Here is a 23,224-nt window from a genome sequence, read left to right as displayed (position 1 = left end):
CCTCAGAGCAGGACCACGTCATATTGCTCCTGCGAGTACATCGCCTCGACCTGGAACTTGATGGTGCGGCCGATGAACGCCTCGAGATCGGCGACGTTACCCGACTCCTCGTCGAGCAGCCGGTCCACCACCTTCTGGTTGGCCAGCACCAGGTAGGAGTCGGCCTGGTAGGCACGCGCCTCGCGGAGAATCTCGCGGAAAATCTCGTAGCAGGTGGTTTCCGCAGTCTTCAGCATGCCGCGTCCCTGGCAGCAGGGGCACGGCTCGCAGAGGATCTGCACCAGGCTTTCGCGGGTGCGCTTGCGGGTCATCTGCACCAGGCCCAACTCGGTGATGCCGATGATGTTGGTCTTCGCGTGGTCGCGCTCCAGTTGCTTCTCCAGGGTGCGCAGGACCTGCCGGCGATGCTCCTCGTCCTCCATGTCGATGAAGTCGATGATGATGATCCCGCCCAGGTTGCGCAGGCGCAGTTGGCGGGCGATCGCGGTGGCCGCCTCGAGGTTGGTCTTGAAGATGGTTTCCTCGAGGTTGCGATGGCCGACGAAGGCGCCGGTGTTCACGTCGATGGTGGTCATCGCCTCGGTCGGATCGACGATCAGGTAGCCGCCGGACTTCAGCAGTACCTTGCGCTCCAGGGCTTTCTGGATTTCGTCCTCGACGCCGTAGAGATCGAAGATCGGTCGCTCGCCCGGGTAATGTTCGAGGCGATCGGAAATCTCCGGCATCAATTCTTCGACGAAGGAAGTGATCTTCTGGAAGTTCTCTCGCGAGTCGATGCGGATCTTCTCGATCCGCGGGTTCACCAGGTCGCGCAGGGTACGGATCGCCAGGGACAGGTCTTCGTAGATCACCGAAGGCGCGCCGACGGTCTGGATCTGCGCGGCAATCTGGTCCCATAGCCGGCGAAGGTAGCGGATGTCGGCGAGAATCTCGTCCTCGCCCGCACCTTCCGCAGCGGTGCGCAGAATGAAGCCGCCCTGCCCCTCGATGCCTTCCGCCGCCACGCAGTCGGCCACCACCTTCTTCAGGCGCTCGCGCTCGACTTCGTCCTCGATCCGCAGGGATATCCCGACATGGCTGGTGCGCGGCATGTACACCAGATAGCGCGAAGGAATCGACAGGTGGGTGGTCAGCCGTGCGCCCTTGGTGCCGATCGGATCCTTGGTCACCTGCACCACCAGCGCCTGCCCCTCATGGACCAGGGCACTGATGCTTTCCACGGCGCTGCCTTCGCGATTGGATATCTCGGCGGCATGGATGAACGCCGCACGTTCCAGGCCGATGTCGACGAACGCCGCCTGCATCCCCGGCAGTACCCGTACCACCCGCCCCTTGTAGATATTGCCGACGATGCCGCGCCGCTGGGTGCGTTCGACATGCACTTCCTGCAGGACGCCGTTTTCCACCACCGCCACGCGCGACTCCATCGGCGTGATATTGATCAGGATCTCTTCGCTCATGCGTCCACTGTCCTTATTTCGGCGCGTTAGGCGTTACGGCGGGTTGCCACCCACGGGCTGCCAGCAAGGGATGCCGAATTCCCTCAACAGTTCCGCAGTTTCACACAAAGGCAGCCCGACCACCGCACTGTAACTGCCTTCGATGCGACTGACGAATATCGCCCCGAGGCCCTGGATCGCATATCCGCCTGCCTTGTCCGCCGGCTCGCCGCTCTGCCAGTAGCGCAGCGCTTCTTCCGGAGCGACCTGGCGGAAGCGCACCCGGCACTCCACCACCCGCGCCTCGACGCCGCCAGCGGCGGCCAGGGCCACGGCGGTGAGAACCTGGTGTTCGCGCCCGGACAGCGCAGCCAGCATGGCCAGCCCGTCGGCCTGGTCCACGGGCTTGCCGAGAATTCGCCCGTCGATCACCACCGAGGTATCCGCGCCCAGGACACAACCGTCCTCGCCGCGCCCTTCCAGCATAGCCAGCCCGGCGGCCGCCTTGCAGCGCGCCAGGCGCTCGACGTAGGCGGCGGGCGCTTCGTTCGGCAAGGGGGACTCGTCGATAGCGGTGGCGAGCACGGACAGCGGCACGCCGATCTGGGTCAGCAATTCACGGCGACGGGGCGAGGCGGAGGCGAGATACAGCGACGGCATGGAGGCTCCCGGGAAACGCGTCGGGCGATGCGCCGATCACCCGTTTCGAAGAATGACGATATCCGCCGCAGCATAGCTGCGAAGCGGACCTACCTCACGTTGAGACGCAGGCGGACGAACTGCAGCAGGGCGTACACCCAGGGCCAGAGCAGCGCGCTGACCAGGGCCGGGAGCAGGAAGGTCAGGGTCGGCGGACGATTGCCGGTCAGGGCGTTGAGCCAGAGCTGGAGCAGCTGCGCCAGGCCGTAGACCACCACCAGCACCAGGCACTGCTGCCAGGCCGGGAACATGCGCAGGCGCTGGTGCAGGGACAGCACGAGGAAGGTGATCAGGCCGAGGATCAGCGCGTTCTGCCCGAGCAGGTTGCCGTAGAGCACGTCCTGGGCCAGGCCGAGCAGCCAGGCGGTGACCATCCCGACGCGCTCGGGCAGCAGCAACACCCAGTAGGTCAGCAGCATCGCCAGCCACAGCGGGCGGCCGATCTCGGTGAAGGTAGGCATCGGCGCTACGGCCAGCACCAGCCCGACCAGCAGGCTCAGCCAGATCACCCAGACATTGTTCGAACCTTGAGTCGCGCGAGCCATCAGCGGCGCCCCCCGTTGGCCGCCGGAGCGGCAGGCTGCGTGGGAGCTGGCGCGGGCGCGGCGGCGGGCTGCTGCGCAGCGCCCTGGGCTGCCGGGGTGGCCGGCGACGGCGCGGCGGCCGGTTGCGCGGCAGGCTGGGGCGCCTGGGCGCCGGCGGCGGCTTTCTTGTCCGCCTCTTCCTGGGCCTCGGCGGCGTCGTTGGCGCGCTGTTCCGGGGTGCGGCTGTCGCTGAACACCAGCAGCACGTAGCGGCTACGGTTCATCTTCGCGGTCGGCACCGCGCGCACCACGGCGAACGGCTGGCCGGAATCGTGGATCACTTCCTTGACCGTGGCCACCGGATAGCCGGCGGGGAAGCGTTGCCCCAGGCCGGAGCTGACCAGTAGGTCGCCTTCCTTGATGTCGGCGGTGTCGGCGACGTAGCGCAATTCCAGGCGCTCGGGATTGCCGGTGCCGACGGCGATGGCGCGCAGGCCGTTGCGATTGACCTGCACCGGGATACTGTGGGTGGTGTCGGTGAGCAGCAGGACCCGCGCGGTATAGGGCATCACCTCGACCACCTGGCCCATCAGGCCGCTGGCATCGAGCACCGGCTGGCCGACGAAGACGCCGTCGTTCTCGCCCTTGTCGATCATGATGCGTTGGGTGAAGGGGTTCGGATCGACGCCGATCAGCTCGCTGACCAGTACCTTGTCGTCGACCAGCGCGGCGGAATTGAGCAGCTCGCGCAGGCGCACGTTCTGCTCGGTGAGCGCGGCGAGTTTCTGCACCCGGCGCTGCATCAGCAGGGACTCGGCCTTGAGGCGTTCGTTCTCGGCGATCAGCTCGCTACGGCTGCTGAACTGGTCGCGCACGCCTTCCCAGGCGCGCACCGGCATTTCCGCCAGGCCGTAGAAAGGCGTGAGCACCATCCCCAGCTTGCTGCGGACGGGCTCCAGATAGTCGAACCGGGCGTCCACCACCATCAGGCTGACCGACAGCACGGCCAGCACCAACAGGCGAACGCCCAGCGACGGGCCTTTGGAGAATAGCGGTTTGATGATCCGCTCCTAGGCGACGATGCTCGCCACCTTACTCGGTGGAGAGCAGGTCCATGGAGTGGCGGTCCATCATCTCCAGCGCGCGGCCACCGCCGCGAGCCACGCAGGTCAGCGGCTCCTCGGCGACGATCACCGGCAGGCCGGTTTCCTGTGCCAGCAGCTTGTCCAGGTCGCGCAGCAGCGCACCACCGCCGGTCAGCACCAGGCCGCGCTCGGCGATATCCGAGGCCAGCTCCGGCGGCGATTGCTCGAGGGCGCTCTTGACCGCCTGGACGATGGTCGCCAGGGACTCCTGCAGGGCCTCGAGGACCTCGTTGGAGTTCAGGGTGAAGCTGCGCGGTACGCCTTCGGCCAGGTTACGGCCGCGGACGTCGACTTCGCGAACGTCGCCGCCCGGGAAGGCGGTGCCGATCTCCTGCTTGATGCGCTCGGCGGTGGATTCGCCGATCAGGCTGCCGTAGTTGCGGCGCACGTAGGTGACGATGGCTTCGTCGAAGCGGTCGCCGCCGACGCGGACGGATTCGGCGTAGACCACGCCGTTGAGGGAAATCAGGGCGATCTCGGTAGTGCCGCCGCCGATGTCTACGACCATCGAGCCGCGGGCCTCCTCGACCGGTAGGCCGGCGCCGATGGCAGCAGCCATCGGCTCTTCGATCAGGAACACCTCGCGGGCGCCGGCGCCCAGGGCGGATTCGCGGATGGCCCGGCGCTCGACCTGGGTGGACTTGCACGGCACGCAGATCAGCACGCGTGGGCTGGGCTGCAGGAAGCTGTTCTCGTGGACCTTGTTGATGAAGTACTGCAGCATCTTCTCGCAGACGCTGAAATCCGCGATCACGCCGTCTTTCATCGGACGGATGGCGGCGATGTTGCCCGGGGTACGGCCGAGCATGCGCTTGGCCTCGGTGCCCACGGCGACGACGCTCTTCTGGCTGCCATGGCTGCGAATGGCGACCACGGACGGTTCGTTCAGGACGATGCCGCGCTCGCGCACATAAATAAGGGTATTGGCAGTACCCAGGTCGATCGACAGATCGCTGGAAAACATGCCACGCAATTTTTTGAACATGGGAAAGAAACCCTAGGCGAAGCGTGGGTGAAAAATACGCGGGTAAAAAAGTGCGGCAAACTCTAACAACGACGGGGATTTTGGGCAAGGCGGGCAATATGCTAAATTGCAGGCTTTTCCCGGCCCCACAAGGCCCGTCCAGGCGGAATTAGACCGCCGACCGCGGCATCCGTTCCCTGCCTTATATAACGCATGGCGCCCCGCCGCCCTTCCAAGGCCGCTTTTGCTGGAGACTCCCGATGGCGCTTGAACGCTCCGACGTGGAAAAAATCGCCCATCTCGCCCGCCTGGGCCTGAGCGAGGCCGATCTTCCGCGCACCACCGAGACCCTGAACAACATCCTCGGCCTGATCGACCAGATGCAGGCGGTCGACACCAGCGGCGTCGAACCGCTTGCCCACCCGCTGGAAGCCACCCAGCGCCTGCGTCCGGACGCGGTCACCGAGACCGATCACCGCGACGCCTACCAGACCATCGCCCCCGCCGTGGAAGAAGGTCTGTACCTGGTTCCGAAAGTCATCGAGTAATAAGGACGCGGACACATGCTGCATCAATTGACCCTCGCCGAGATCGCCCGCGCCCTCGCCGACAAGCAATTTTCCGCCGAAGAGCTGACCCGCACCCTGCTCGGTCGCATCCGGCAGCTGGATCCCCAGCTCAACAGCTTCATCAGCATCACCGACGACCTGGCCATCGCCCAGGCCAAGGCAGCCGACGAACGGCGCGCCAACGGCGAGAACGGCGCCCTGCTCGGCGCGCCGATCGCCCACAAGGACCTGTTCTGCACCCAGGGCGTACGCACCAGCTGCGGTTCGAAGATGCTCGACAACTTCGTCTCGCCCTACGACGCCACCGTGGTCGAGAAGCTCGCCGCCGCCGGCGCCGTTACCCTCGGCAAGCTGAACATGGACGAATTCGCCATGGGCTCGTCGAACCAGTCCAGCCACTACGGCGCGGTGAACAACCCCTGGAGCCTCGACCGCGTGCCTGGCGGCTCCTCCGGCGGCTCCGCCGCGGCAGTCGCCGCGCGCCTGCTGCCGGCCGCCACCGGCACCGATACCGGCGGCTCGATCCGCCAGCCGGCGGCGCTGACCAACCTCACCGGGATCAAGCCGACCTACGGCCGGGTTTCCCGCTGGGGCATGATCGCCTACGCCTCCAGCCTCGACCAGGGCGGCCCGCTGGCGCGCACCGCCGAGGACTGCGCGCTGATGCTGGGGGTGATGGCCGGATTCGATCCGAAGGACTCGACCAGCGTCGAACAGCCGGTGGACGACTACCTGGCCGCCCTGCAGAAGCCGCTGAGCGGCCTGCGCATCGGCCTGCCGCGGGAATACTTCGGCGCCGGCCTCGACAGCCGCATCGCCGACGCGGTGCTGGCCGTGGTCGAGGAGCTGAAGACGCTCGGCGCCACGGTGAAGGACATTTCCCTGCCGAACATGCAGCACGCCATCCCGGCCTACTACGTGATCGCGCCGGCCGAGGCGTCCTCCAACCTGTCGCGCTTCGACGGCGTGCGCTATGGCTATCGTTGCGACGCCCCGCAGAACCTGGAAGACCTGTACAAGCGCTCGCGCGCGGAAGGCTTCGGCAGCGAAGTGAAGAACCGCATCATGGTCGGCACCTACGCACTGTCGGCCGGCTACTACGATGCCTATTACCTGCAGGCTCAGAAGATTCGCCGGCTGATCAAGAACGACTTCGTCAGCGCCTTTGCCGAAGTGGACGTGATCCTCGGCCCGACCACGCCGAACCCGGCCTGGAAGATCGGCGAGAAGAACGACGACCCGGTTTCCCAGTACCTGGAAGACATCTACACCATCACCGCCAACCTCGCCGGCCTGCCGGGGCTGTCCATGCCCGCCGGCTTCGTCGACGGCCTGCCGGTGGGTGTCCAGTTGCTCGCGCCCTACTTCCAGGAGGGTCGCCTGCTCAACGTCGCGCACCAGTACCAGCAGGTCAGCGACTGGCACACCCGCACCCCGGCCGGCTTCTAAGCCATGGCAACGCCACGCAGTCCCCTCCCCTCTCCCGGCGCGGAGAGGGCGACCCGCAGGGTCGGCAGCGGGACTGCGCAGGCACAGAAGGATTGAGGAACACCACATGCAATGGGAAACCGTGATCGGGCTGGAAATCCACGCACAGCTCGCCACCCAATCGAAGATCTTCTCCGGCAGCTCGACCGCCTTCGGCGCCGCGCCGAATACCCAAGCCAGCCTGGTCGACCTGGCCATGCCGGGCACCCTGCCGGTGCTCAACGAGGAGGCCGTACGCATGGCCTGCCTGTTCGGCCTGGCGATCGACGCACGGATCGACCGGCAGAACGTGTTCGCCCGCAAGAACTACTTCTACCCTGACCTGCCGAAGGGCTACCAGACCAGCCAGATGGACCATCCCATCGTCGGCAAGGGCCACCTCGACATCACCCTGGAAGACGGCACCACCAAGCGCATCGGCATCACCCGCGCGCACCTGGAGGAGGACGCCGGCAAGAGCCTGCACGAAGACTTCCAGGGCATGAGCGGCATCGACCTGAACCGCGCCGGCACGCCGTTGCTGGAGATCGTTTCCGAGCCGGACATCCGCAGCGCCAAGGAAGCCGTGGCCTACGTCAAGGCGATCCACGCCCTGGTGCGCTACCTGGGCATCTGCGACGGCAACATGGCCGAGGGCTCGCTGCGCTGCGACTGCAACGTCTCGGTGCGACCGAAGGGCCAGGCCGAATTCGGCACCCGCGCCGAGATCAAGAACGTCAACTCCTTCCGCTTCATCGAGAAGGCGATCAACCACGAGATCCAGCGCCAGATCGAGCTGATCGAGGACGGCGGCAAGGTGGTCCAGGAAACCCGCCTGTACGACCCGAACAAGGACGAGACCCGCTCCATGCGCGGCAAGGAAGAAGCCAACGACTACCGTTACTTCCCCTGTCCCGACCTGCTGCCGGTGGTCATCGAGCCCGAGTACCTGGCGAAGCTGCGCGAGCAACTGCCGGAACTGCCGGTGCAGAAGCGCGAACGCTTCGAGAGCCAGTACGGCCTGTCCGCCTACGATGCCAGCGTGCTGTCCGCCAGCCGCGAGATGGCCGACTACTTCGAGAAGGTCCAGGGTATCTGCGGCGACGCCAAGCTGGCGGCCAACTGGGTGATGGTCGAGCTGGGCAGCCTGCTCAACAAGGACGGCCTGGAGATCGAGCAGTCTCCGGTGTCCGCCGAGCAACTGGGCGGCATGATCCTGCGCATCAAGGACAACACCATCTCCGGCAAGATCGCCAAGATGGTCTTCGAAGCCATGGCCAACGGCGAGGGTTCCGCCGACCAGATCATCGAGGCCAAGGGCCTGAAGCAGGTCACCGACAGTGGCGCCATCGAGAAGATGCTCGACGAGGTGCTGGCGGCCAACGCCGAGCAGGTCGAGCAGTACCGCGCCGCCGACGAGGCCAAGCGCGGCAAGATGTTCGGCTTCTTCGTCGGCCAGGCGATGAAGGCCTCGAAAGGCAAGGCCAACCCGCAGCAGGTGAACGAGTTGCTGAAGAAAAAGCTCGAAGCGTGAGTCAAAGCCAGACGCCGGGTTCGCCCGGCGTCTTCTTGTCCGCCAGGAGCCTGTTGTCCATGCCCAACCCATCCGCCGCCGCACGCCTCGCCCTCGCCGTCCTGCCCCTGTTCCTCGCCGGCTGCTCCAGCCTCGCCGGCAGCGGTTCCGCGGATACCGGCGAAGCCTCCTACTATGGCAGCCGCCACGCAGGCCTGCGTACCGCCAGCGGCGAGCGCTACAACCCCAACGCAATGACCGCTGCCCACCGCACGTTGCCGTTCGGTACCCGCGTGCGGGTAACCAACCTCGACAACCGCCGCAGCGTGGTGGTGCGGATCAACGATCGCGGGCCGTTCCGCCGCGGGCGGATCATCGATGTATCGCGCAAGGCCGCCGAAGGCCTGGGTATGATCCGCAGCGGCGTGGCGCCGGTTCGGATAGAGTCGCTGGATTGAGCCACCTTCTACCCACGACAGGAACCTTCCGATGAGCGAACAAGGCAAGACCGGCCTGGAGATCCGACGTGAAGTCATGGGCGACGCCTTCGTCGAGCGCGCCATGGGCAACGCCACCGCCTTCACCCAGCCATTGCAGGACTTCGTCAACGAGCATGCCTGGGGCTCGGTCTGGGCCCGCGAGGCGCTGCCGCGCAAGACCCGCAGCCTGATCACCCTGGCCGCCCTGACCGCCCTGAAATGCCCGCAGGAACTCAAGGGGCACGTGCGCGGCGCGCTGAACAACGGCTGCACGGTGGAGGAAATCCGCGAGGCACTGCTGCACTGCGCGGTCTATGCCGGGGTGCCGGCGGCGATCGATGCGTTCCGTGCGGCCCAGGAAGCGATTGATACCTGGCAGGGCGAACAGCCCGCCTGAGCCCAGGAGCCATTCGCAGCGGCATGAGCGCCGCCGTCAGGCCACGCGGTTGGTAACGCCGATGCCTGAACGACGGCGAATAACGCCAGAGGCGTTATCCGCCAGCGCAGGCGCCTACGGATAACTGAAGCGCTTCACCAGCGTCAGCTCGCCAGGCTTGCGCATCGGCACCAGGAAGGTTTCCTGTTTCTCGTTCGGCGTGCCCTCTTCGGTGACCAGGGTGATGCGCGCCGTGGTCAGGTCCTGGGCGGCCTGTTCGGCGCCATCCTCGCTGCTGCCGTAGCCACCGCCAAAGTAGTTGACGTAGACCAGGTAGGGCCCCTTCTGTGGCGTCGGCGTGGCGATGATTTCCGGGCCGTAGCCGGTGGTGACGTCGACATCCAGGGTCGCGCCGTTGGCCAGCGAACGATTGCCATACCAGACATGGTCGCCGTCCGGGGTCACCAGGTGCAGGTCGAGGTCGGTGTTGTCGCTGTCCCAGGACAGCAGCACGCGCAGCTTGGCCGGCACTTCCCCGCCGCCGCCACCGTGATAGAACTGGACCCGTCGCGACTGCCCGGCGGCGTTGCGCACCTCGACGCTGTTGCTGCCGGACGGGAAGGCGAACGGGCGGTCGAAGCTGCCATCGGCGTCCACCTTCAGCGGCATGCTCACACCGTTCACCACCAGCGTCGCCGGACGCTCCTTGGGCTGGCTCTCGATCGCGCCGCGAATGCGCGCGGTGGTCGCCTGGTCGGCGGCGACGTTGACCGAGGACGCCGGGTAGTTCACCACCTGCCGGTAATTGGCGGCGGAACCGTCGCCGGCACGCCAGCCGGAGACCGGCGTATCCAGTTTCACGGGGTTGTCCGCCCAGGCGACGAGGGGAAGGCAACTGAGCAGGGCGGCAAGGGAGATTCGGTTCATGGAGTCATTCCAGTAGCAGGCGCCGGGCCAGGCTTTCGACATAGTTTTCGTCCTGGCCGCTGGGATGGGCGCGGAAGGCCAGGTGCAGGTATTCATGGGTGAGGTCCAGGCGTTCCTGTAGGGAATACAGGCCGCGGACGAAGATGCGTTCGCGCTCGCGATCGACATAGGGTCGCCCGGAAGCCAGGCGGCACACGGAAAAACTCGGAATCTCCTCGTAGCCGGGCTCTCGGTCGAGGCGCTCGCGCCACTGCCGGCGCTGCTTGCGCAGCCAGTCTTCGGCGGCCGGCAACGGCTGGCAGGCGGCCACCGGGTTGTCCCAGCGGCTCAGGCTGCTGCGCGGGAAAGCCTGGGCGAGGATGCTGTCGTAGCCCAGTCCCTGCCCGGCTTGCTCCACCGCGTGCTTCCAGGACAGACGCGCCGGGCCAGGCTGGTCGGAGTGATAGTTGACGGTCGCCCCGGCCAGCACCAGGTCGGCGCTCCAGGCAGCGATCCGCCGCGTCGGCGCGCTGGCCGGGCGCGGCGCCACGCGCTGGCGCTGGCTGCTGTCATCGATGGCCAGGCATTCGCCGCGCGGCGCGGCGTTTTGCAACAGATAGGTGCGAATGGTCACCGCCAGCGCGCGAGCGGCTTCCTTCGGCTGCGCCGCGGCTTCGCGCTCCAGCACCCGCGCCACGTACTCTTCGCGCGAAACCCGCGCGACCAGCCGCGGCACGCCATCCACCCGCTGCAGGAACAGGTCGCCGGCGCTGGCGATGTCCAGACGATTGCCGTTGGCGAACAGCACTTGCTGCGGACCATGCAGCAGGCCTTCGGAGGCCGGGTGGCCGGCAGGATCGCTGACCGAACGCAGCGGATAGCGGCTGAACAGGTTCACTTCCACGCAACGGCCCGGATCGGCCGGCCACGGACTCGGCAGGAAGCGCCCGAGCACCTCGGCGTAGCGGTCCAGGATCACCTTGCTGGTTCCCGGGCCGCCGAGCCAGAGCGGCGTTCCATCGACCAGCCAGCCGGCGAAACCGCCCTGGCGCGCCTGCGGGTCATGGTCGTCGAGCCAGCTCCAGGTCTTCACCCGCAGGCGGCCGCCAAGGCTGGCCACGGCATGGCCGTCGCCGGCCTGCAACGCCACGTCGAGCAGTACCCGCCGCGCCTCGCCCTGGGCCGGCAGTTGCTGCAACTGTTCCAGAAGCTCCTTAACCGGCACCCGCGTCTGCGGTTGCAGCCGTTCCAGATCGAGCAACCAGGCCGGTGCCTGGCGCGCCTGCCAGTAGTCGCGCCAGGCCTCCGGCCGCAAGGCGAGGCGCTGCGGCTCGAAATACAGCCCGCAGGAGCGCACCAGGGCGCGGTCACGACCGATCGTCTGGCCATTCTCGCAGCAGTAGACCTCCTCGCGGCTGCGCCCCTGGCAGGCATAGGGCGGCTCGGCCTGGCCGGTGTCGCTCAGCCAGGCGAAGACGAACAGTTTCCACAGGCTGCCCAGCGGAGCCTGCAAATCGGCCGGCAACGGCCGGCGCTCGAGCACCCGCTGGCGATCCAGGCTCACCAGTTCGTAGCCCTGGGTCGTGCGCCAGGCCAGCTGGACCGGCGCCTCCGCTGCGCGAAGCAGCAACGGCACGGCGCACAGCAGGACCAGCCAGGCGCGCAACGCAATCACTCGACCTTGACCTTGGCCAGCGCCGGCTTGGCTTCCAGGGCCTGCTGTTCCGGCGCGTAGAGACGCAGGTAGCGGGCCGGTGGCAGGTTGAAGCTGCCTTTCTGGGAGAAACGCACCAGGTGACGGAAACGCTGCTCGCCACTCAGGCTGTCCACCGGCACTCCGTAGAACAGCTCGCCCGGTTCGTTGCGCGCGCGCTCCAGGGTGGTCGCCTCGTCGCCGGCCAGACCGCTGATCTTGATGCCCCAGGTGGTGCGCTCGACATCCGCACCGGGCGGCAGCGGCAGTTCCAGCATGCCGTAGCGTAGAGCGGTGTCTTCCGGAACGGTCAGGGTCACTTCGTCGAGATACAGTTCGTCGCTGGAAAGCGGCTTGTCGCCGACCTCCTCGACCTTGAACTCGAACGCCCCCTCGCCGGGCACCAGGCGCAGCAGGCGACGGCTGATCTGCACCGGCAGTTGCCCGCTCGGCGCCTGGGCGCTGCGGTAGCTGAGCGCAACCGGCAACGGCCGGGCCGGCGCCTCGTCCAGGTCGACCCAGCTCGGAATGCCGCGGCCGCGCCATTGCCAGTAGGTTTCGCCGGTGGCGCCGCGCTGCGCCTGCCAGTCCTTCGGCGGCTGCGGCAGCTTGCCCTGCGGCGCCTGGGCCAGGGCGCCCTGCAGCCAGGTCAGGGCCAGGGCGCGTTCCAGGGTCGATTGCGCCGGCGCCAGGCGTTGCAGCAGAGCGCTGGCCTGCTGGCCATCCACGGCCGAGCGAGAGGCCAGCAAGGCATCGGTGAACGGCAAGCCGGCCTCACGCAGGCGCTGCGTCGCCGTCTCGGCCTGGGCGGCCAGCGGCGCGGGCACCGCAACCCGCAGTTGCCGTGCCAGGTCCACCGCCAGCACTCGCGCCGCGGCCAGGCCGACGGCCGAGTCCGGGTCGCCCAGCACCAGGCCGTCGTCGGCCTCCAGCGGCTCCGCGCGCGCCTGCCCTTCGCCGGCGTTGGCCAGATCGTTGAGCAGGCCGCCGAGCAGGGTGTTCACCGGCAACTGCATATCGCGGGCGAAAGCCAGGATCAGCGCGCGCTGCAGCAGCGGGGTCTGCGTCGCCTGCTTGGCGTAGGGCTCGAGGATGCGCTGCCAGTGTTCGGCCGGCAGTTGGATCTCCAGTGCGCGGCTGGCGTACCAGTCGGCGTAGTAGGCGTAGGCGGTGAGGAAAGCGTCGCCATCGACGTCGCCACCCCACCAGGCGAACCAGGCGTCCGGGCCAGCCATCTGCACCAGGCGCAGGCGACTGTTCTGCATGATCAGGCGCAGGCGGTCGCGAATCCGCGGCTCGCCGCCGGCCAGCGCCGGATAGGCGATGCTCAGCGGCAGCAGTTGGCTGGCGGTCTGCTCGACGCCGCCGTAGGGATACTCCAGCAGATCATCGAGATTGCCCAGGTAGGCCGCGGCCGGGCCATCGGCCAGGCGCAGGCGTACGTCGCGGGCGTCCGCCGGCAGTTGCAACGGGTTGCTCGCCGCCGCCAGGCTGAGGTTCTGCGCCTGCTCCACCTGCCAGCCGTCGGCCAGCAGGTTGAAGCGCACCGCCAGGCGGTCGCGGACCTGCCCGTCCTGGCGCAGCTCGGCGCTCCAGTCGCCATCGCTGAGCGGCTGTTGCGCCAGCGGAATGTAGTTGACTCCCTTGGCCAGCTCCAGGGGCTGGCTGCGCTGGCTGCCAGGCGGCCCGCTGAGCAGCTCGGCCTTGACCGGCTGTTCGCCCTGGTTGAAGACGAACAGGCCGAGGTCGGGCTGGTCACCCTGGCGGAAGCGGGTCGGCCCGCTCCATTTCAGGTACAGCGGCTTCTCCGAGCGAAGGAACTGCTTCTTCTGGCCGACCTGGCCGTTGTCGTCGATGGCCCGTGCGGTGATCCGCCAGCGGGTCAGCGAGTCGGGCATGCGGAAGCTGAAGCTGGCCTTGCCCTGGGCGTCGGTGACCAGCTCCGGCTGCCAGGCGGCGGTGTCGACGTCCTCGCGGCGCGGCCGCTCCAGTACCTTGACGCCGCGCTCGCTGCGGTTCGCCCGTCCGGGTGCACTGGTGCTGCCGGGCAACGCCACGTCGTAGCTGATGAAGGCCAGGCTGGCGCTGGTGCGCACGTTGTTGCGCCGCGGATGGTAGAAGAACTGGTCGATGCCGGGGGCGATCTCCGCCTGCAGGGCATAGACCATCTCATCCACCACGCTGACGGTCAGGTGACTGGAAGCCGGTTTGCCGGCGAAGCGCGTGGCCAGGGTCACGGTCACCGTCTCGCCGGGTTCGTAGCGCTCCTTGTCGGTGGCGATGTCGATCTCCACCTGGGGCATGCCGACCTTGATCCCGGCGTTCTGGAAGCTGTAGTCGCCGCCCTTGGTGTAGAGCACCGAGAAGGTCAGGTTCGGCGAGAACTCCTCGCGCACCGGGATCCGCACGCGGTACTGGGTCGGATTGAGCTTTTCCAGGCGCAGCCAGTCGGCGCCCTTGGACAGCAGGGCGGTGGCCTCGACCTTGTCGCGCTCCAGGGACAACAGTGCATCCTCCACCGGCTCGGGGAAGGTGATCAGTGCGGAGGCTTCCTCGCCGGTGCGGTACTCGGGCTTGTCGAACACCACCTCGACGGTGCCCGGCACCGACTTCACGCCCTCGCCGCTCACCGAGTGGCCGGTGGCGCCAAGGAGCTGGCCCTTGTCGTCGCGCAGCTCCACGGAATAGGTACCGGGGCGCTCGAAGGCCAGCGCGAAGCGGCCGTCGGCGACCGGACCGCTGTCGGTGGCGCGGTCCTCCAGGCGGATCCACTGGTAGCTGCTCGGCTTGAGCGGGGTCGGCTGTTCGCTGGCATAGCTGAACTCGACCTTCTCGCCGGCGGCGCTGAAGCGCTGCGGCGCGCTCAGGCGGTAGCGCGCGGCACCGCGCTCGATGAGGATCTCCTTGCTGGTCTTGACCCGGTAGGCGGCGCCGTCGCTGGCGAAGATGGTCAGCATGTAGCGACTGGGTTTCTCGGCCGGCGGCAATTCGATGGCGGCGCGGCCCTTGCCGTCGGTGGTCAGTTCGGTGCTGCTCAGTTCCACCGGGAACTGGCCGAGATACTGCAGTTCGTTGTCCACCATCGACAACTGCTGGGCGCGCAGGCTCAGTTGCAGGCGCGCGTTGGCCACCGGCTTGCCGTCCGGATAGAGCAGGACGATCTCGCCCTTCACCGGCTCGGCGGTCTTGAAGTCCGGCTTGGCCAGGTCGAGGGAGACTTCGAAGTGCGGCTTGATGTATTCGGCGACGCGGAAGGCGCTGCTGTAGGTCTGCCCGCGGTAGTCGAAGCGCAACTCGTAGCCGCCGGCGACGGCGTTCTCCGGCAGTTGGAAGCGGCCATTGGCGCCGCTCTTCGCGTCGAAGCGGAGGTCCAGGCTTTGCAATACCGTGCCGCTGGCGTCGATCACGCTCAGGCGTACCGGCGCGCTGGCGGCGGCCTGGGATTGCCGGGCGTCCTTGAACTCGCGGCCGACCATCTTCAACGAGACCCAGTCGCCCGGCCGGTACAGCGGGCGGTCGGTGAAGGCGTAGATCTTGGTGTCGTAGATCTCGCTGTCGTAATAGAAGTTCTCGGAGACGAAGACCCCACCCTCGCGGTCCTCGCCGATCACGTAGGAACGCTCCGGACTGGCGTGCTTGAGCCGCAGCAGGCCGTCGGCGTCGGTATTGCCGCTGCTCATCACGCCCAGGCCGTCGGTCCACAGCACCTTGGTGTCGGGCACCGGGGTGCCTTCGTGCTTGCGTGCGGTCCAGACCAGCAGCTCGTCGCCGGCGACCTTGCTCACCGCCACGCTGTTGGAGACGAACACCACGGTGGTGGCGCGGTACTTGCCGACCAGCGCCTCGACCAGGTAGAGGCCCGGCTTCAGCTTGCCCAGCGGGATGTAGACATTGCCCGGCACGACGTTGATGAACTCGCTGGAGGAACCGGCCAGCTTGACGTCCTGCGGCGGCTCGATGGGCTTGGCGTCCCACAGCGGATAGCGGAACTGGCTGACCAGCGGCAGGCCGGGAATCGGCGCGTATTGCGGCTGCGCGTCGTAGGGCGTCGGCGCGGTCATGGCGTTGCCCATCTTCAGCTCGGGCACCGCCTCGGTGACCTGTTGCCGCGACTCGTAGGAGAAGGCGCGCTGCATCACCCGGCGCGACTTGCGATACCAGTTGTCCCAGAGATAGGCCAGGGTGTTCGACAGGCCTTCGCCCTTGAACTGTCCCTCGGCCAGGACCCGGTGCAGGTTCTTCTGCCGCTTGAGGAACTCCAGCGGCTGTTCGATCCGGTACAGGCGCACGTCGACCCCGCCATAGGGCTCCATGCGGTAGCGCCGGTAGTCGCGGCCGGGCGCTTCGAGACGGACCCGCGCTTCCTCGTCGGTGGCGAAGCTGCTGTCGGCGAGCAGGAAGAAGGATTCGCCGGCCATCGGCGTGTAGCCGCTCGGTTCCACCGTGTCTTCCGCCTGGACGGCGGCGAACGGCAGCAGGACCAGGGCGGCGACCGCCAGGCTACGGCTGAAACGGCGCAGGTTGCTCATTGCTGTGGTCTTCACTGGGACGCGATTCATTGAGAGAGGAAAGCCAGCCGATAGATGCCGATAAAGTTGGGATTGGATTCGTCGGGGATCCATCGGGTGTCCTTCCATGTCATGAGTTGTTGCAGGCTGACCGAGCGCATGCCGTTATCGGTCGGGGTGCTGCTGCCGGTGTGATAGGCGATGGAGCGGCCCATCCAGATCATCAGGTGCTGGTCGTCGCCCTGGTCGTAGAACATCAGGTCGCCGGGGCGCGCCTGGTTGAGGTCGCGGCCGACCAGCCGACTGTTGAACTGCACCAGCTTGATCGCATTCACGTAGGGCCCGACCTGGCCGCCACCCTGCTGCCAGTTCTGCGCCAGGCGCCGTTGCTCGGGACTGAGCGCCAGCTCCGGGGGCAGGTAGCGGTTGGACAGGCCGTTGGCGCGCAGCCACTTGCCATCGTGGACTTTCAGCGCCTCGTTGGCGGCGAAGCGCACCAGGCCGGCGCAGTCCTGCTGGTGCCAGCGCGGACTCGGCCCTTGGCGCAACTGTTCCTGGGCGATGCGCACGAACCAGGCGCGGAATACCTGCGATTGCTGCGGGTCGAGCGCTACCGGGGGCTCGCCGCGGGCAACGCCGCTGGCCAGCAGGAGCAGCGCCAGGCCGAAGGCAGTCAGGCGTCTCACAGCGACCGCCATTCCAGCGGCAGCCATTGCCACGGTGCGTTGGCCTGGCTTCCGGCAGGCAGGCCAAGGGCGTAGCTGCCCTTGCCGGCGAGGGTTTTCAGGCGCGGCATCAAGTAGGTGTCGGCGGCATTGCGGAATACCGGCTCCATGTCCTGCGGCAGGCTGTCGAGGGTTTCCCGTTGCAGCAGTTCGGAGAGCGGCTGCGGCGCCAGGTAGGCCGGTACCAGCGCATCCTTCGGCAACACCTCGGCGAGCGGCGGATAGCGCTTGTCGAGGGTGTCCAGGGCCTTGCCGAGCAACTGGTCGTCGAGGGAGAACAGCAGGGTCTGGCCATGGCGCGCCATGCCGATGCGGAAGAACGCGCGGCCGCTGATGCTGTCCGGGTTGTCCGCCTGGCTGGCCGGATAGGCGCCGAAGTTCGAGCTGACCTGGCGGGTCCAGCGGCGGGTCTGGCCATCCACCCGGTCTTCCACCGGGAAGCTGCCACCCTCAACCTTGGCTTCCTTCGCGCCGATCACACGGCCGAACAGCTTGCCCAGCTCGTCGTCGAGTTCGGCACTGGCCGGCGCGCTCAACTGGCCCACCAGCAGCGGCGAATGCAGCCGCGAACTGGCGTACCAGCAGAGACCGGCGGCGCCGCTGAGATGCTCGGAGAAGGCCTGGGCCATCTTCTGCTCGGCCCCCAGGCGCTCCAGCATCACCCCGTACAGGCCGGGGGTGACCGGCAGCGCCACGCAGGCGCTGGCGCCCATCGGCATGGCCTGCCAGACCGGGGCGAAGTCCAGCGGCGGCTGACGTTCCACCTCGTTCAGCGCCAGGTAGCTGCTCCAGCCCTGCTCGCCCTTCTCGAAGCGCACCCCGGCGAAGCTCGGGATGAAGCGCTGGTAGCCCATGGCCAGGACGCTGGCATTGAGGGTGATGCGCTGGCGCAGCTCGCCGCGGCCCGGCAGGCCGAAGCGCTCGGGGAACAGTTCGTCGCCGTCGAGCAGTGCCTCCAGGTCTTCGCTGGCCGGAGCGTTCAGCGGGCTGTCGTCGCTTTCGCCACCATCGTCGAAGAGCATCCGTGGGTTCGACAGCAACAACAGCCGGTCGCCCTTGGACAGGAACAGCATCGCCTTGTCGTTGCCGTAGCGCAGGCGATATACCGAGGTTCCCGCCAGCTCGCCGACCTTGCGCAACTGCTGGTCGTCGGCGGCGATATGGGCCAGCGGCTCGAGCACCCGCGCCAGGCCGCCGCGCTTGAGCACCACCACGAAGTCGCGCAGGCGGCCGTCGGCGCCGCGCCAGAGGGCGACCTGGGCCGGTTGGTCGAGCAGTTCCTCGACCAGGCTGTCCTTCAGGGTCAGGTCGTGCTCGTAGATGATCCGCCGCAACGTACCGGTCAGGCCAAGGCGGTCGCCATTGTTCTCGTAATAGAAAACGAAGTCCTCGGTCAGGGTATCGCGCAGCAACGGCACCTCGAGGATTTCCTTCGGCAGGCGGCTCAGCGACACGCTCTCGATCAGCGCGTCGGGCTTGCGCAGGTCACGGTAGGCACGCGGCGCGTCGGCGTCCGCGGGTGCCTGGGCGCCGATCGGCTGGCCGAGGTCCTCTTCGGCCGGGCGCCCTCCGCCGAGCCGCTCCAGCCAGCCCATCTGCCAGGCCAGCACACCGCCGGCGGCCAGCGCGGCGACGATCCCCAGCACCGGCCACAGGGCGCTTCGGGGGCGCGCAGCGGCGGGCGCAGGGGTTCCGTTGGCAGGGCTGGGGGTGTTGTTCTCGCTCATGGTTCGCTAATCCCGTGTCATCCGTACGAGGGGATGCTTCAGTAGGTAAAGGTCTTGACCAGCACCAGGTCGCCGATGGTGCGCAGGGGCACGACGAAGGTCTCGTGCTTCTCGTCGACGCTGTTTTCGTTGAACACCAGGTTGACCTGCGCGGTGATCACGTCCTGTACGTTGCTGCCGGCCTGGAAGTTGTAGCCCTGGTTGTTGAGGTTGCCCCAGTAGTTCACGTAGATCAGGTAGGTGCCGTGCAGCGGCGCGCCCATGGTGAACATCTCCGGGCCGGGCCCGTCGACGCCGTCCGGATCGAGGCCGCCGCTGTTGCTCAGGCGCGGATGCGCCCAGTAGGCGTGCTGGCCATCGGGGGTGACGATATGCAGGTCGAGCTCGGCCTTCGGATCGTCCCAACCCAGCACCACGCGCACGCGCGGCGGCAGTTGGGAGCGATTGGCCTCGTAGAACTGTACGCGCTTGAGGATCTTGCCGTCGGCGCTGCCGACCTGGACGCCGTTGGAGCCGTGGCCGAACGCATAGGGGCGGACGAAGCGCCCGGCGCCGTCGGTATAGAGAGGGAGAGGATTGCCGTTGACCACCAGGCGCTGGGCGCGCTCGGTGCCGACCAGTTCGCGCAGGTGTCCTTCGATCAGGCTGCGGCCGCGCTGGCCGCCGCGATCGATGGGCGGAGTCGGATAGGCGACACGCGGGGCATCGGGCTGTTCGAGCAGGCCGGAATAGCGCCAGCCTGCCGTCGGACCATCCAGGTCCACCGAAGGCTCGGCTAGTGCAGGCAGCCCGAAGGCCAGTCCGAACAGCACCGACAGGCAGCCGGCACTCGAACCGAAGATACGCATGATCAATCCCTGGTCGTGCGATTCATGAAAGCTGCATCTTAACGATTGCGCTGTCCGCTGGATATCCCCGGCGACCGGCGGAATCTGCGAAATCCACCGCGATTCGACGGAAAACGGAAAGCACAGGGGGCGCCATGCGGCGCCCCGTTGTCATTTACGCTTCAGCGCCGTACCGGCCGCTTCTGCAGCTTGCGCTGCAAGGTCCGTCGATGCATGCCCAGGGCACGGGCGGTGGCGGAGATGTTGCCCTCGTGCTCGGCGAGCACGCGCTGGATGTGCTCCCATTGCAGGCGATCCACCGACATCGGGTTTTCCGGCACCAGGGTGTCCAGGTCGGCGTGCTCGGAGAGCAGCGCGGCCAGCACGTCATCGGCATCCGCCGGCTTGCACAGGTAGTTGCAGGCGCCGCGCTTGATCGCCTCCACCGCGGTGGCGATGCTGGAATAGCCGGTGAGGATCACCACCCGCATGTCCGCGTGCAGCTCCAGCAGCTTCGGCAGCAGCACCAGGCCGGAGTCGCCTTCCATCTTCAGGTCGAGCACGGCATAGTCCGGCGTATCCTGCTGGGCCAGCGCCAGGCCTTCCTCGGCGGAGCCGGCGGTGCTGACCCGCAGGCCGCGACGGCTCATGGCCCGGGCCAGGACCCGGGTAAAGGTGGGATCGTCGTCCACCAGCAGGAGGTGGGGATGTTCTTCCCCTTCGAAGAGCAGCTCTTCAGACATAGGCAGGGCCTCTCAGACGGATCACTCAAGCCATTCCGTAGCTGCGCGGCAAGCGCAGTTCGGTCAGAGTGCCGCCATCTTCGTGGTTATACAACTTCACCGTTCCACCAGCGCGGGTCACGCTGGCCTGACTGAGAAACAGGCCGAGGCCGAAGCCCTTGCCCTTGGTGGTGAAGAACGGTTTGCCGATCTGTTCGGCGATCGCCAGGGGCACCCCGACGCCGTGGTCGCGGATACTCAGGCAGATACTGCTGCTGTCCCAGTCCAGGCGGATGTCGAGATCGTCGGGACAGGCGTCCGCCGCATTGTTCAGCAGGTTCAGCAGAGCCTGGCTGAGGTCGGTCGGCGGGGTCAGGCGCGGCGCGGAGCCGAGGCCCAGGCACTGGTAGCGGTAGGAAGCCTCCGGACGCATCAGGTGCCAGCGGCGCAGCACCGATTCCAGCCATTCCGCGGCGCTTTGCTCTTCGATCGCCTGGCGACGGTCGGCCTCGGCCGCCCGTACCAGTTGCTGGAGGGTGTGCTTGCACTGCTTGACTTGTTCCTGGAGCAATGCCAGGTCTTCCTGCAGGGTCGGGTCCTGCGGGCGCTCCTGGCGCAGCTCGTTGAGCAGCACGCTCATGGTCGCCAGCGGCGTACCCAGTTCGTGCGCGGCACCGGCCGCCTGGGTGGCCACCGCGAGCAACTGCTGGTCGCGCATGCTTTCCTCGCGCCGCTCGGCCTGCATGTGCGCCTGCCAGCGCAGCGCCTCGGACATCTTCACCACGAAGAAGGTGATGAAGGCCGCCGACAGGGCGAAGTTCAGCCACATGCCGAACAGGTGCAGGTTGATCAGCATCGCCTCGTGCTGAACCGCCTGCAGGTGCAGCGGGTGGTACCAGATCAGCAGCAGGGTGTAGCCGGTCAGGGCCAGGCCGGAGAGCACCATGGAGTAGATCCAGGGCAGGGTCGCAGCGGCGATGGTCAGCGGTACCAGGTAATAGGAAACGAAGGGGTTGGTCGAGCCGCCCGAGTAATACAGCAAGGTGCTGTGGATGATCAGGTCGCAGGCCAGTTGTACCGCGTACTCCTGGTCGGTCACCGGCCACGGCGCGCGCAGGCGCAGCGCGGTGAACAGGATCAGGCAGGCGGACAGGCCAAGGGTCAGGCCGAGCGCCAGCCACGGCAGCGGCAACAGGTCGGAGAGCCAGGCAAAACCCACCGAGCCGGCCTGCGCGGCCAGCACGAGAATACGGATGAGGAGCAGACGGCCAAGGTTCTGGCGACTGGCGGAGAGCAGGAAAACCGGTGCGCGCATGTTTTCTTCCGGAATAAGCGCGAGTATAGCCAAGACGCTGTCGGCAACTCTGCGGCAAAGTGACTCAGAAACCTCGCAGGTCGCCATCCTGCCCTGTTTCGCCGAGCGCTGTCAGGGCTCAGATCAGTAAATTTCACGTTTTTTCCGAAATCGCCTAACCCGTTCCGGGAAAAGCCTTCGTCTCATGGTCCAAGACTGGCGTATAGGCGTGTTTGCCGCGCCTGCCGGAACGATGCTCTACAGTGTGAATTCAGCCTTAGTACAAGGAGTTGCCCAATGTCTGCGATTTCCCGCCTGGCCGCCGCCGTCACCCTCTGCGCCGCCAGCCTCTCGGCCGTCGCCGAGGAAGCGCCGCGCTACAACCAGGTCTCGCTGCACGCCGAAGTCAGCCAGCAGGTGGCCCACGACCTGATGCAGGTCACCCTCTACAGCGAAAACCAGGGCAGCGATCCGGCCAAGCTCGCCGCCGAGACCACCAGCGTCCTCAACGCCGCCGTCGCCGACGCGCGCAAGGTCAAGGGCGTGACCATCAGCCTGGGCAGTCGCAACAGCTATCCGGTCTACGACGACAAGGGCCAGAAGATCACCGGCTGGCGCGAGCGCGCCGAGCTGCGCCTGGAAAGCTCCGACTTCGCCGCCCTCGGCCAGCTTTCCGCCGACCTGCTGGGCAAGCTGAAAATGGGCGGCATGGACTTCAGCATCGCCGATGCGACCCGCAAGAAGAACGAGGACCAATTGATGAAAGGCGCCGTGGACGCGTTCAAGGAGCGCGCCCAGTTGCTCACCGAGGCGCTCGGCGGCAAGGGCTACAAGCTGGTCAGCCTGAGCGTGAACAGCGCCGGCGCGCCGCGCCCGTACCCGGTGATGCGGATGGCGGCGATGAAGGCCGACGCCAGCTTCGGCGGCGCCCAGGCGCCGGAGATCGAGGCCGGGACCAGCCAGGTCACGGTCAACGCCGACGGCGTGATCGAGGTGCAGATGCCCTGATCCGGTCGGCGCGCACCACAAGAGGCAGCCTCCGGGCTGCCTCTTGCGTTTCCACTGTCTCTCGCGCAGCAAACGCGGCCTGCGTCGCGTTTGCGCAAATTCGAAAATGCGACATTCCCTTTCAATCGGATAACAACATCTACACTGAAGCGACCTCGACGCTTGCGGCCGGCACACGCCCTGCATAGCTTCGCGCAAGACAGCTCACGAGGCTGTCCCTCGCAGACAATCAAAATAACCAGAGGTCACTCCATGCGTAGAAACGCCGTCATCCGCTCCGCGATCATGCCCTCGCTGCTCGGCGCAGCGCTGGTCGCCGCCGTTCCCCAGGCCTTCGCCAGCAACCTGATCTTCTGCTCGGAAGGCAGCCCGGCCGGCTTCGATCCCGCCCAGTACACCACCGGTACCGATTTCGACGCCGCGGCGGAAACCGTCTTCAACCGCCTGACCCAGTTCGAGCGCGGCGGCACCAAGGTCCTTCCCGGCCTTGCGGAAAGCTGGGACGTCAGCGACGACGGCAAGACCTATACCTTCCACCTGCGCAAGGGCGTGAAGTTCCACAGCACCGACTACTTCAAGCCGACCCGCGAATTCAATGCCGACGACGTGCTGTTCACCTTCGAACGCATGCTCGACAAG

General features: G+C 67.1%; 20 protein-coding genes. 7 read left to right on the top strand and 13 right to left on the bottom strand.

Translation table 11 applies throughout. From position 1 onward, the window contains the following. Positions 1 to 2: 2 nt before the first annotated feature. From rng to mreB, 5 genes are all read right to left on the bottom strand, one after another. On the bottom strand, positions 3 to 1,460 hold the full coding sequence (rng, locus tag HMPREF2914_RS20260) for a ribonuclease G (protein ID WP_003094386.1): 1,458 nt from the start codon (positions 1,458 to 1,460) through the stop codon (positions 3 to 5). Between the two features lie 33 nt (positions 1,461 to 1,493). After that, complete coding sequence (locus tag HMPREF2914_RS20255; protein WP_003110021.1) at positions 1,494 to 2,099, bottom strand: Maf family protein; 606 nt, start codon at positions 2,097 to 2,099, stop codon at positions 1,494 to 1,496. An 89-nt stretch (positions 2,100 to 2,188) separates the two neighbouring features. Then, entirely contained in the window at positions 2,189 to 2,683 is a 495-nt protein-coding gene (gene mreD / locus HMPREF2914_RS20250) for a rod shape-determining protein MreD (protein ID WP_003094389.1), read from the bottom strand. Further along, positions 2,683 to 3,723 (bottom strand): rod shape-determining protein MreC, encoded by a 1,041-nt coding sequence (mreC, locus tag HMPREF2914_RS20245; protein ID WP_071533941.1) that lies wholly within the window; start codon positions 3,721 to 3,723, stop codon positions 2,683 to 2,685. The genes mreD and mreC overlap by 1 nt, the downstream gene beginning before the upstream one ends. Positions 3,724 to 3,754: 31 nt before the next feature. After that, the gene (gene mreB, locus HMPREF2914_RS20240) at positions 3,755 to 4,792 is read right to left on the bottom strand and encodes a rod shape-determining protein MreB (protein ID WP_003094393.1); all 1,038 of its coding nucleotides are present in this window, start codon (positions 4,790 to 4,792) and stop codon (positions 3,755 to 3,757) included. 239 nt (positions 4,793 to 5,031) lie between these two features. On the opposite strand from mreB, the gene gatC reads away from it, so the two are divergent. The 5 genes from gatC to HMPREF2914_RS20215 all read left to right on the top strand — a co-directional run bounded on the left by gatC (position 5,032) and on the right by HMPREF2914_RS20215 (position 9,196). Further along, entirely contained in the window at positions 5,032 to 5,319 is a 288-nt protein-coding gene (gatC, locus tag HMPREF2914_RS20235) for an Asp-tRNA(Asn)/Glu-tRNA(Gln) amidotransferase subunit GatC (RefSeq protein ID WP_003094397.1), read from the top strand. A gap of 15 nt (positions 5,320 to 5,334) precedes the next feature. Further along, the gene (gene gatA, locus HMPREF2914_RS20230; RefSeq protein WP_003094399.1) at positions 5,335 to 6,789 is read left to right on the top strand and encodes an Asp-tRNA(Asn)/Glu-tRNA(Gln) amidotransferase subunit GatA; all 1,455 of its coding nucleotides are present in this window, start codon (positions 5,335 to 5,337) and stop codon (positions 6,787 to 6,789) included. A 91-nt stretch (positions 6,790 to 6,880) separates the two neighbouring features. Next, on the top strand, positions 6,881 to 8,341 hold the full coding sequence (gatB, locus tag HMPREF2914_RS20225) for an Asp-tRNA(Asn)/Glu-tRNA(Gln) amidotransferase subunit GatB (protein WP_071536084.1): 1,461 nt from the start codon (positions 6,881 to 6,883) through the stop codon (positions 8,339 to 8,341). Between the two features lie 59 nt (positions 8,342 to 8,400). Further along, complete coding sequence (locus HMPREF2914_RS20220) at positions 8,401 to 8,778, top strand: septal ring lytic transglycosylase RlpA family protein (protein ID WP_003094403.1); 378 nt, start codon at positions 8,401 to 8,403, stop codon at positions 8,776 to 8,778. A gap of 31 nt (positions 8,779 to 8,809) precedes the next feature. Then, positions 8,810 to 9,196 (top strand): carboxymuconolactone decarboxylase family protein, encoded by a 387-nt coding sequence (locus tag HMPREF2914_RS20215; protein ID WP_003094405.1) that lies wholly within the window; start codon positions 8,810 to 8,812, stop codon positions 9,194 to 9,196. Between the two features lie 114 nt (positions 9,197 to 9,310). On the opposite strand, the gene HMPREF2914_RS20210 is transcribed toward HMPREF2914_RS20215, so the two are convergent. The 8 genes from HMPREF2914_RS20210 to HMPREF2914_RS20175 form a co-directional block, all read right to left on the bottom strand. Next, the gene (locus HMPREF2914_RS20210; protein WP_023980545.1) at positions 9,311 to 10,102 is read right to left on the bottom strand and encodes a YfaP family protein; all 792 of its coding nucleotides are present in this window, start codon (positions 10,100 to 10,102) and stop codon (positions 9,311 to 9,313) included. 4 nt (positions 10,103 to 10,106) lie between these two features. Then, entirely contained in the window at positions 10,107 to 11,756 is a 1,650-nt protein-coding gene (locus HMPREF2914_RS20205) for a YfaQ family protein (RefSeq protein WP_023092856.1), read from the bottom strand. Further along, a complete protein-coding gene (gene magD / locus HMPREF2914_RS20200; RefSeq protein WP_023980544.1) occupies positions 11,753 to 16,303 on the bottom strand; it encodes an alpha-2-macroglobulin MagD in 4,551 nt (1,516 codons plus the stop codon). The genes HMPREF2914_RS20205 and magD overlap by 4 nt, the downstream gene beginning before the upstream one ends. Positions 16,304 to 16,329: 26 nt before the next feature. Further along, positions 16,330 to 16,968: a DUF1175 domain-containing protein gene (locus tag HMPREF2914_RS20195; RefSeq protein WP_003141328.1), complete on the bottom strand. Its 639-nt coding sequence runs from the start codon at positions 16,966 to 16,968 to the stop codon at positions 16,330 to 16,332. Then, complete coding sequence (locus tag HMPREF2914_RS20190) at positions 16,965 to 18,734, bottom strand: DUF2138 domain-containing protein (RefSeq protein WP_023092858.1); 1,770 nt, start codon at positions 18,732 to 18,734, stop codon at positions 16,965 to 16,967. Before HMPREF2914_RS20190 ends, HMPREF2914_RS20195 begins: the two co-directional genes overlap by 4 nt. A 38-nt stretch (positions 18,735 to 18,772) precedes the next feature. Further along, entirely contained in the window at positions 18,773 to 19,582 is an 810-nt protein-coding gene (locus HMPREF2914_RS20185) for a YfaP family protein (protein ID WP_003094417.1), read from the bottom strand. Positions 19,583 to 19,743: 161 nt separating this feature from the next. Further along, complete coding sequence (locus HMPREF2914_RS20180) at positions 19,744 to 20,304, bottom strand: response regulator transcription factor (RefSeq protein WP_003094419.1); 561 nt, start codon at positions 20,302 to 20,304, stop codon at positions 19,744 to 19,746. A 25-nt stretch (positions 20,305 to 20,329) separates the two neighbouring features. After that, positions 20,330 to 21,598, bottom strand: a complete 1,269-nt coding sequence (locus HMPREF2914_RS20175; protein ID WP_003094421.1) for an ATP-binding protein — start codon at positions 21,596 to 21,598, stop codon at positions 20,330 to 20,332. A gap of 276 nt (positions 21,599 to 21,874) precedes the next feature. Here HMPREF2914_RS20175 and HMPREF2914_RS20170 point away from each other — a divergent pair, with 276 nt between their 5' ends. Continuing rightward, a complete protein-coding gene (locus tag HMPREF2914_RS20170) occupies positions 21,875 to 22,585 on the top strand; it encodes an SIMPL domain-containing protein (RefSeq protein WP_003094423.1) in 711 nt (236 codons plus the stop codon). A 252-nt stretch (positions 22,586 to 22,837) separates the two neighbouring features. Then, positions 22,838 to 23,224 (top strand): ABC transporter substrate-binding protein (locus HMPREF2914_RS20165; RefSeq protein WP_256562236.1); only part of this gene is annotated, 387 nt, incomplete at its 3' end.

This window comes from Pseudomonas sp. HMSC067G02 (assembly GCF_001813485.1).
Taxonomy (GTDB): Bacteria; Pseudomonadota; Gammaproteobacteria; order Pseudomonadales; family Pseudomonadaceae; genus Pseudomonas; species Pseudomonas aeruginosa.
Note: the sequence above shows the minus strand (reverse complement) of the source record. Positions and strands in the feature narration are given on the sequence as shown.

What these genes read in the sequence shown, in the direction of transcription:
- mreB (WP_003094393.1), bottom strand. Translation starts at nt 4,792, where the DNA reads ATGTTCAAAAAATTGCGTGGCATGTTTTCCAGCGATCTGTCGATCGAC.
- HMPREF2914_RS20220 (WP_003094403.1), top strand. Translation starts at nt 8,401, where the DNA reads ATGCCCAACCCATCCGCCGCCGCACGCCTCGCCCTCGCCGTCCTGCCC.
- HMPREF2914_RS20215 (WP_003094405.1), top strand. Translation starts at nt 8,810, where the DNA reads ATGAGCGAACAAGGCAAGACCGGCCTGGAGATCCGACGTGAAGTCATG.
- HMPREF2914_RS20175 (WP_003094421.1), bottom strand. Translation starts at nt 21,598, where the DNA reads ATGCGCGCACCGGTTTTCCTGCTCTCCGCCAGTCGCCAGAACCTTGGC.
- HMPREF2914_RS20255 (WP_003110021.1), bottom strand. Translation starts at nt 2,099, where the DNA reads ATGCCGTCGCTGTATCTCGCCTCCGCCTCGCCCCGTCGCCGTGAATTG.
- magD (WP_023980544.1), bottom strand. Translation starts at nt 16,303, where the DNA reads ATGAGCAACCTGCGCCGTTTCAGCCGTAGCCTGGCGGTCGCCGCCCTG.
- gatA (WP_003094399.1), top strand. Translation starts at nt 5,335, where the DNA reads ATGCTGCATCAATTGACCCTCGCCGAGATCGCCCGCGCCCTCGCCGAC.
- rng (WP_003094386.1), bottom strand. Translation starts at nt 1,460, where the DNA reads ATGAGCGAAGAGATCCTGATCAATATCACGCCGATGGAGTCGCGCGTG.
- HMPREF2914_RS20210 (WP_023980545.1), bottom strand. Translation starts at nt 10,102, where the DNA reads ATGAACCGAATCTCCCTTGCCGCCCTGCTCAGTTGCCTTCCCCTCGTC.
- HMPREF2914_RS20170 (WP_003094423.1), top strand. Translation starts at nt 21,875, where the DNA reads ATGTCTGCGATTTCCCGCCTGGCCGCCGCCGTCACCCTCTGCGCCGCC.
- HMPREF2914_RS20180 (WP_003094419.1), bottom strand. Translation starts at nt 20,304, where the DNA reads ATGTCTGAAGAGCTGCTCTTCGAAGGGGAAGAACATCCCCACCTCCTG.
- HMPREF2914_RS20185 (WP_003094417.1), bottom strand. Translation starts at nt 19,582, where the DNA reads ATGCGTATCTTCGGTTCGAGTGCCGGCTGCCTGTCGGTGCTGTTCGGA.
- gatC (WP_003094397.1), top strand. Translation starts at nt 5,032, where the DNA reads ATGGCGCTTGAACGCTCCGACGTGGAAAAAATCGCCCATCTCGCCCGC.
- mreD (WP_003094389.1), bottom strand. Translation starts at nt 2,683, where the DNA reads ATGGCTCGCGCGACTCAAGGTTCGAACAATGTCTGGGTGATCTGGCTG.
- HMPREF2914_RS20190 (WP_023092858.1), bottom strand. Translation starts at nt 18,734, where the DNA reads ATGAGCGAGAACAACACCCCCAGCCCTGCCAACGGAACCCCTGCGCCC.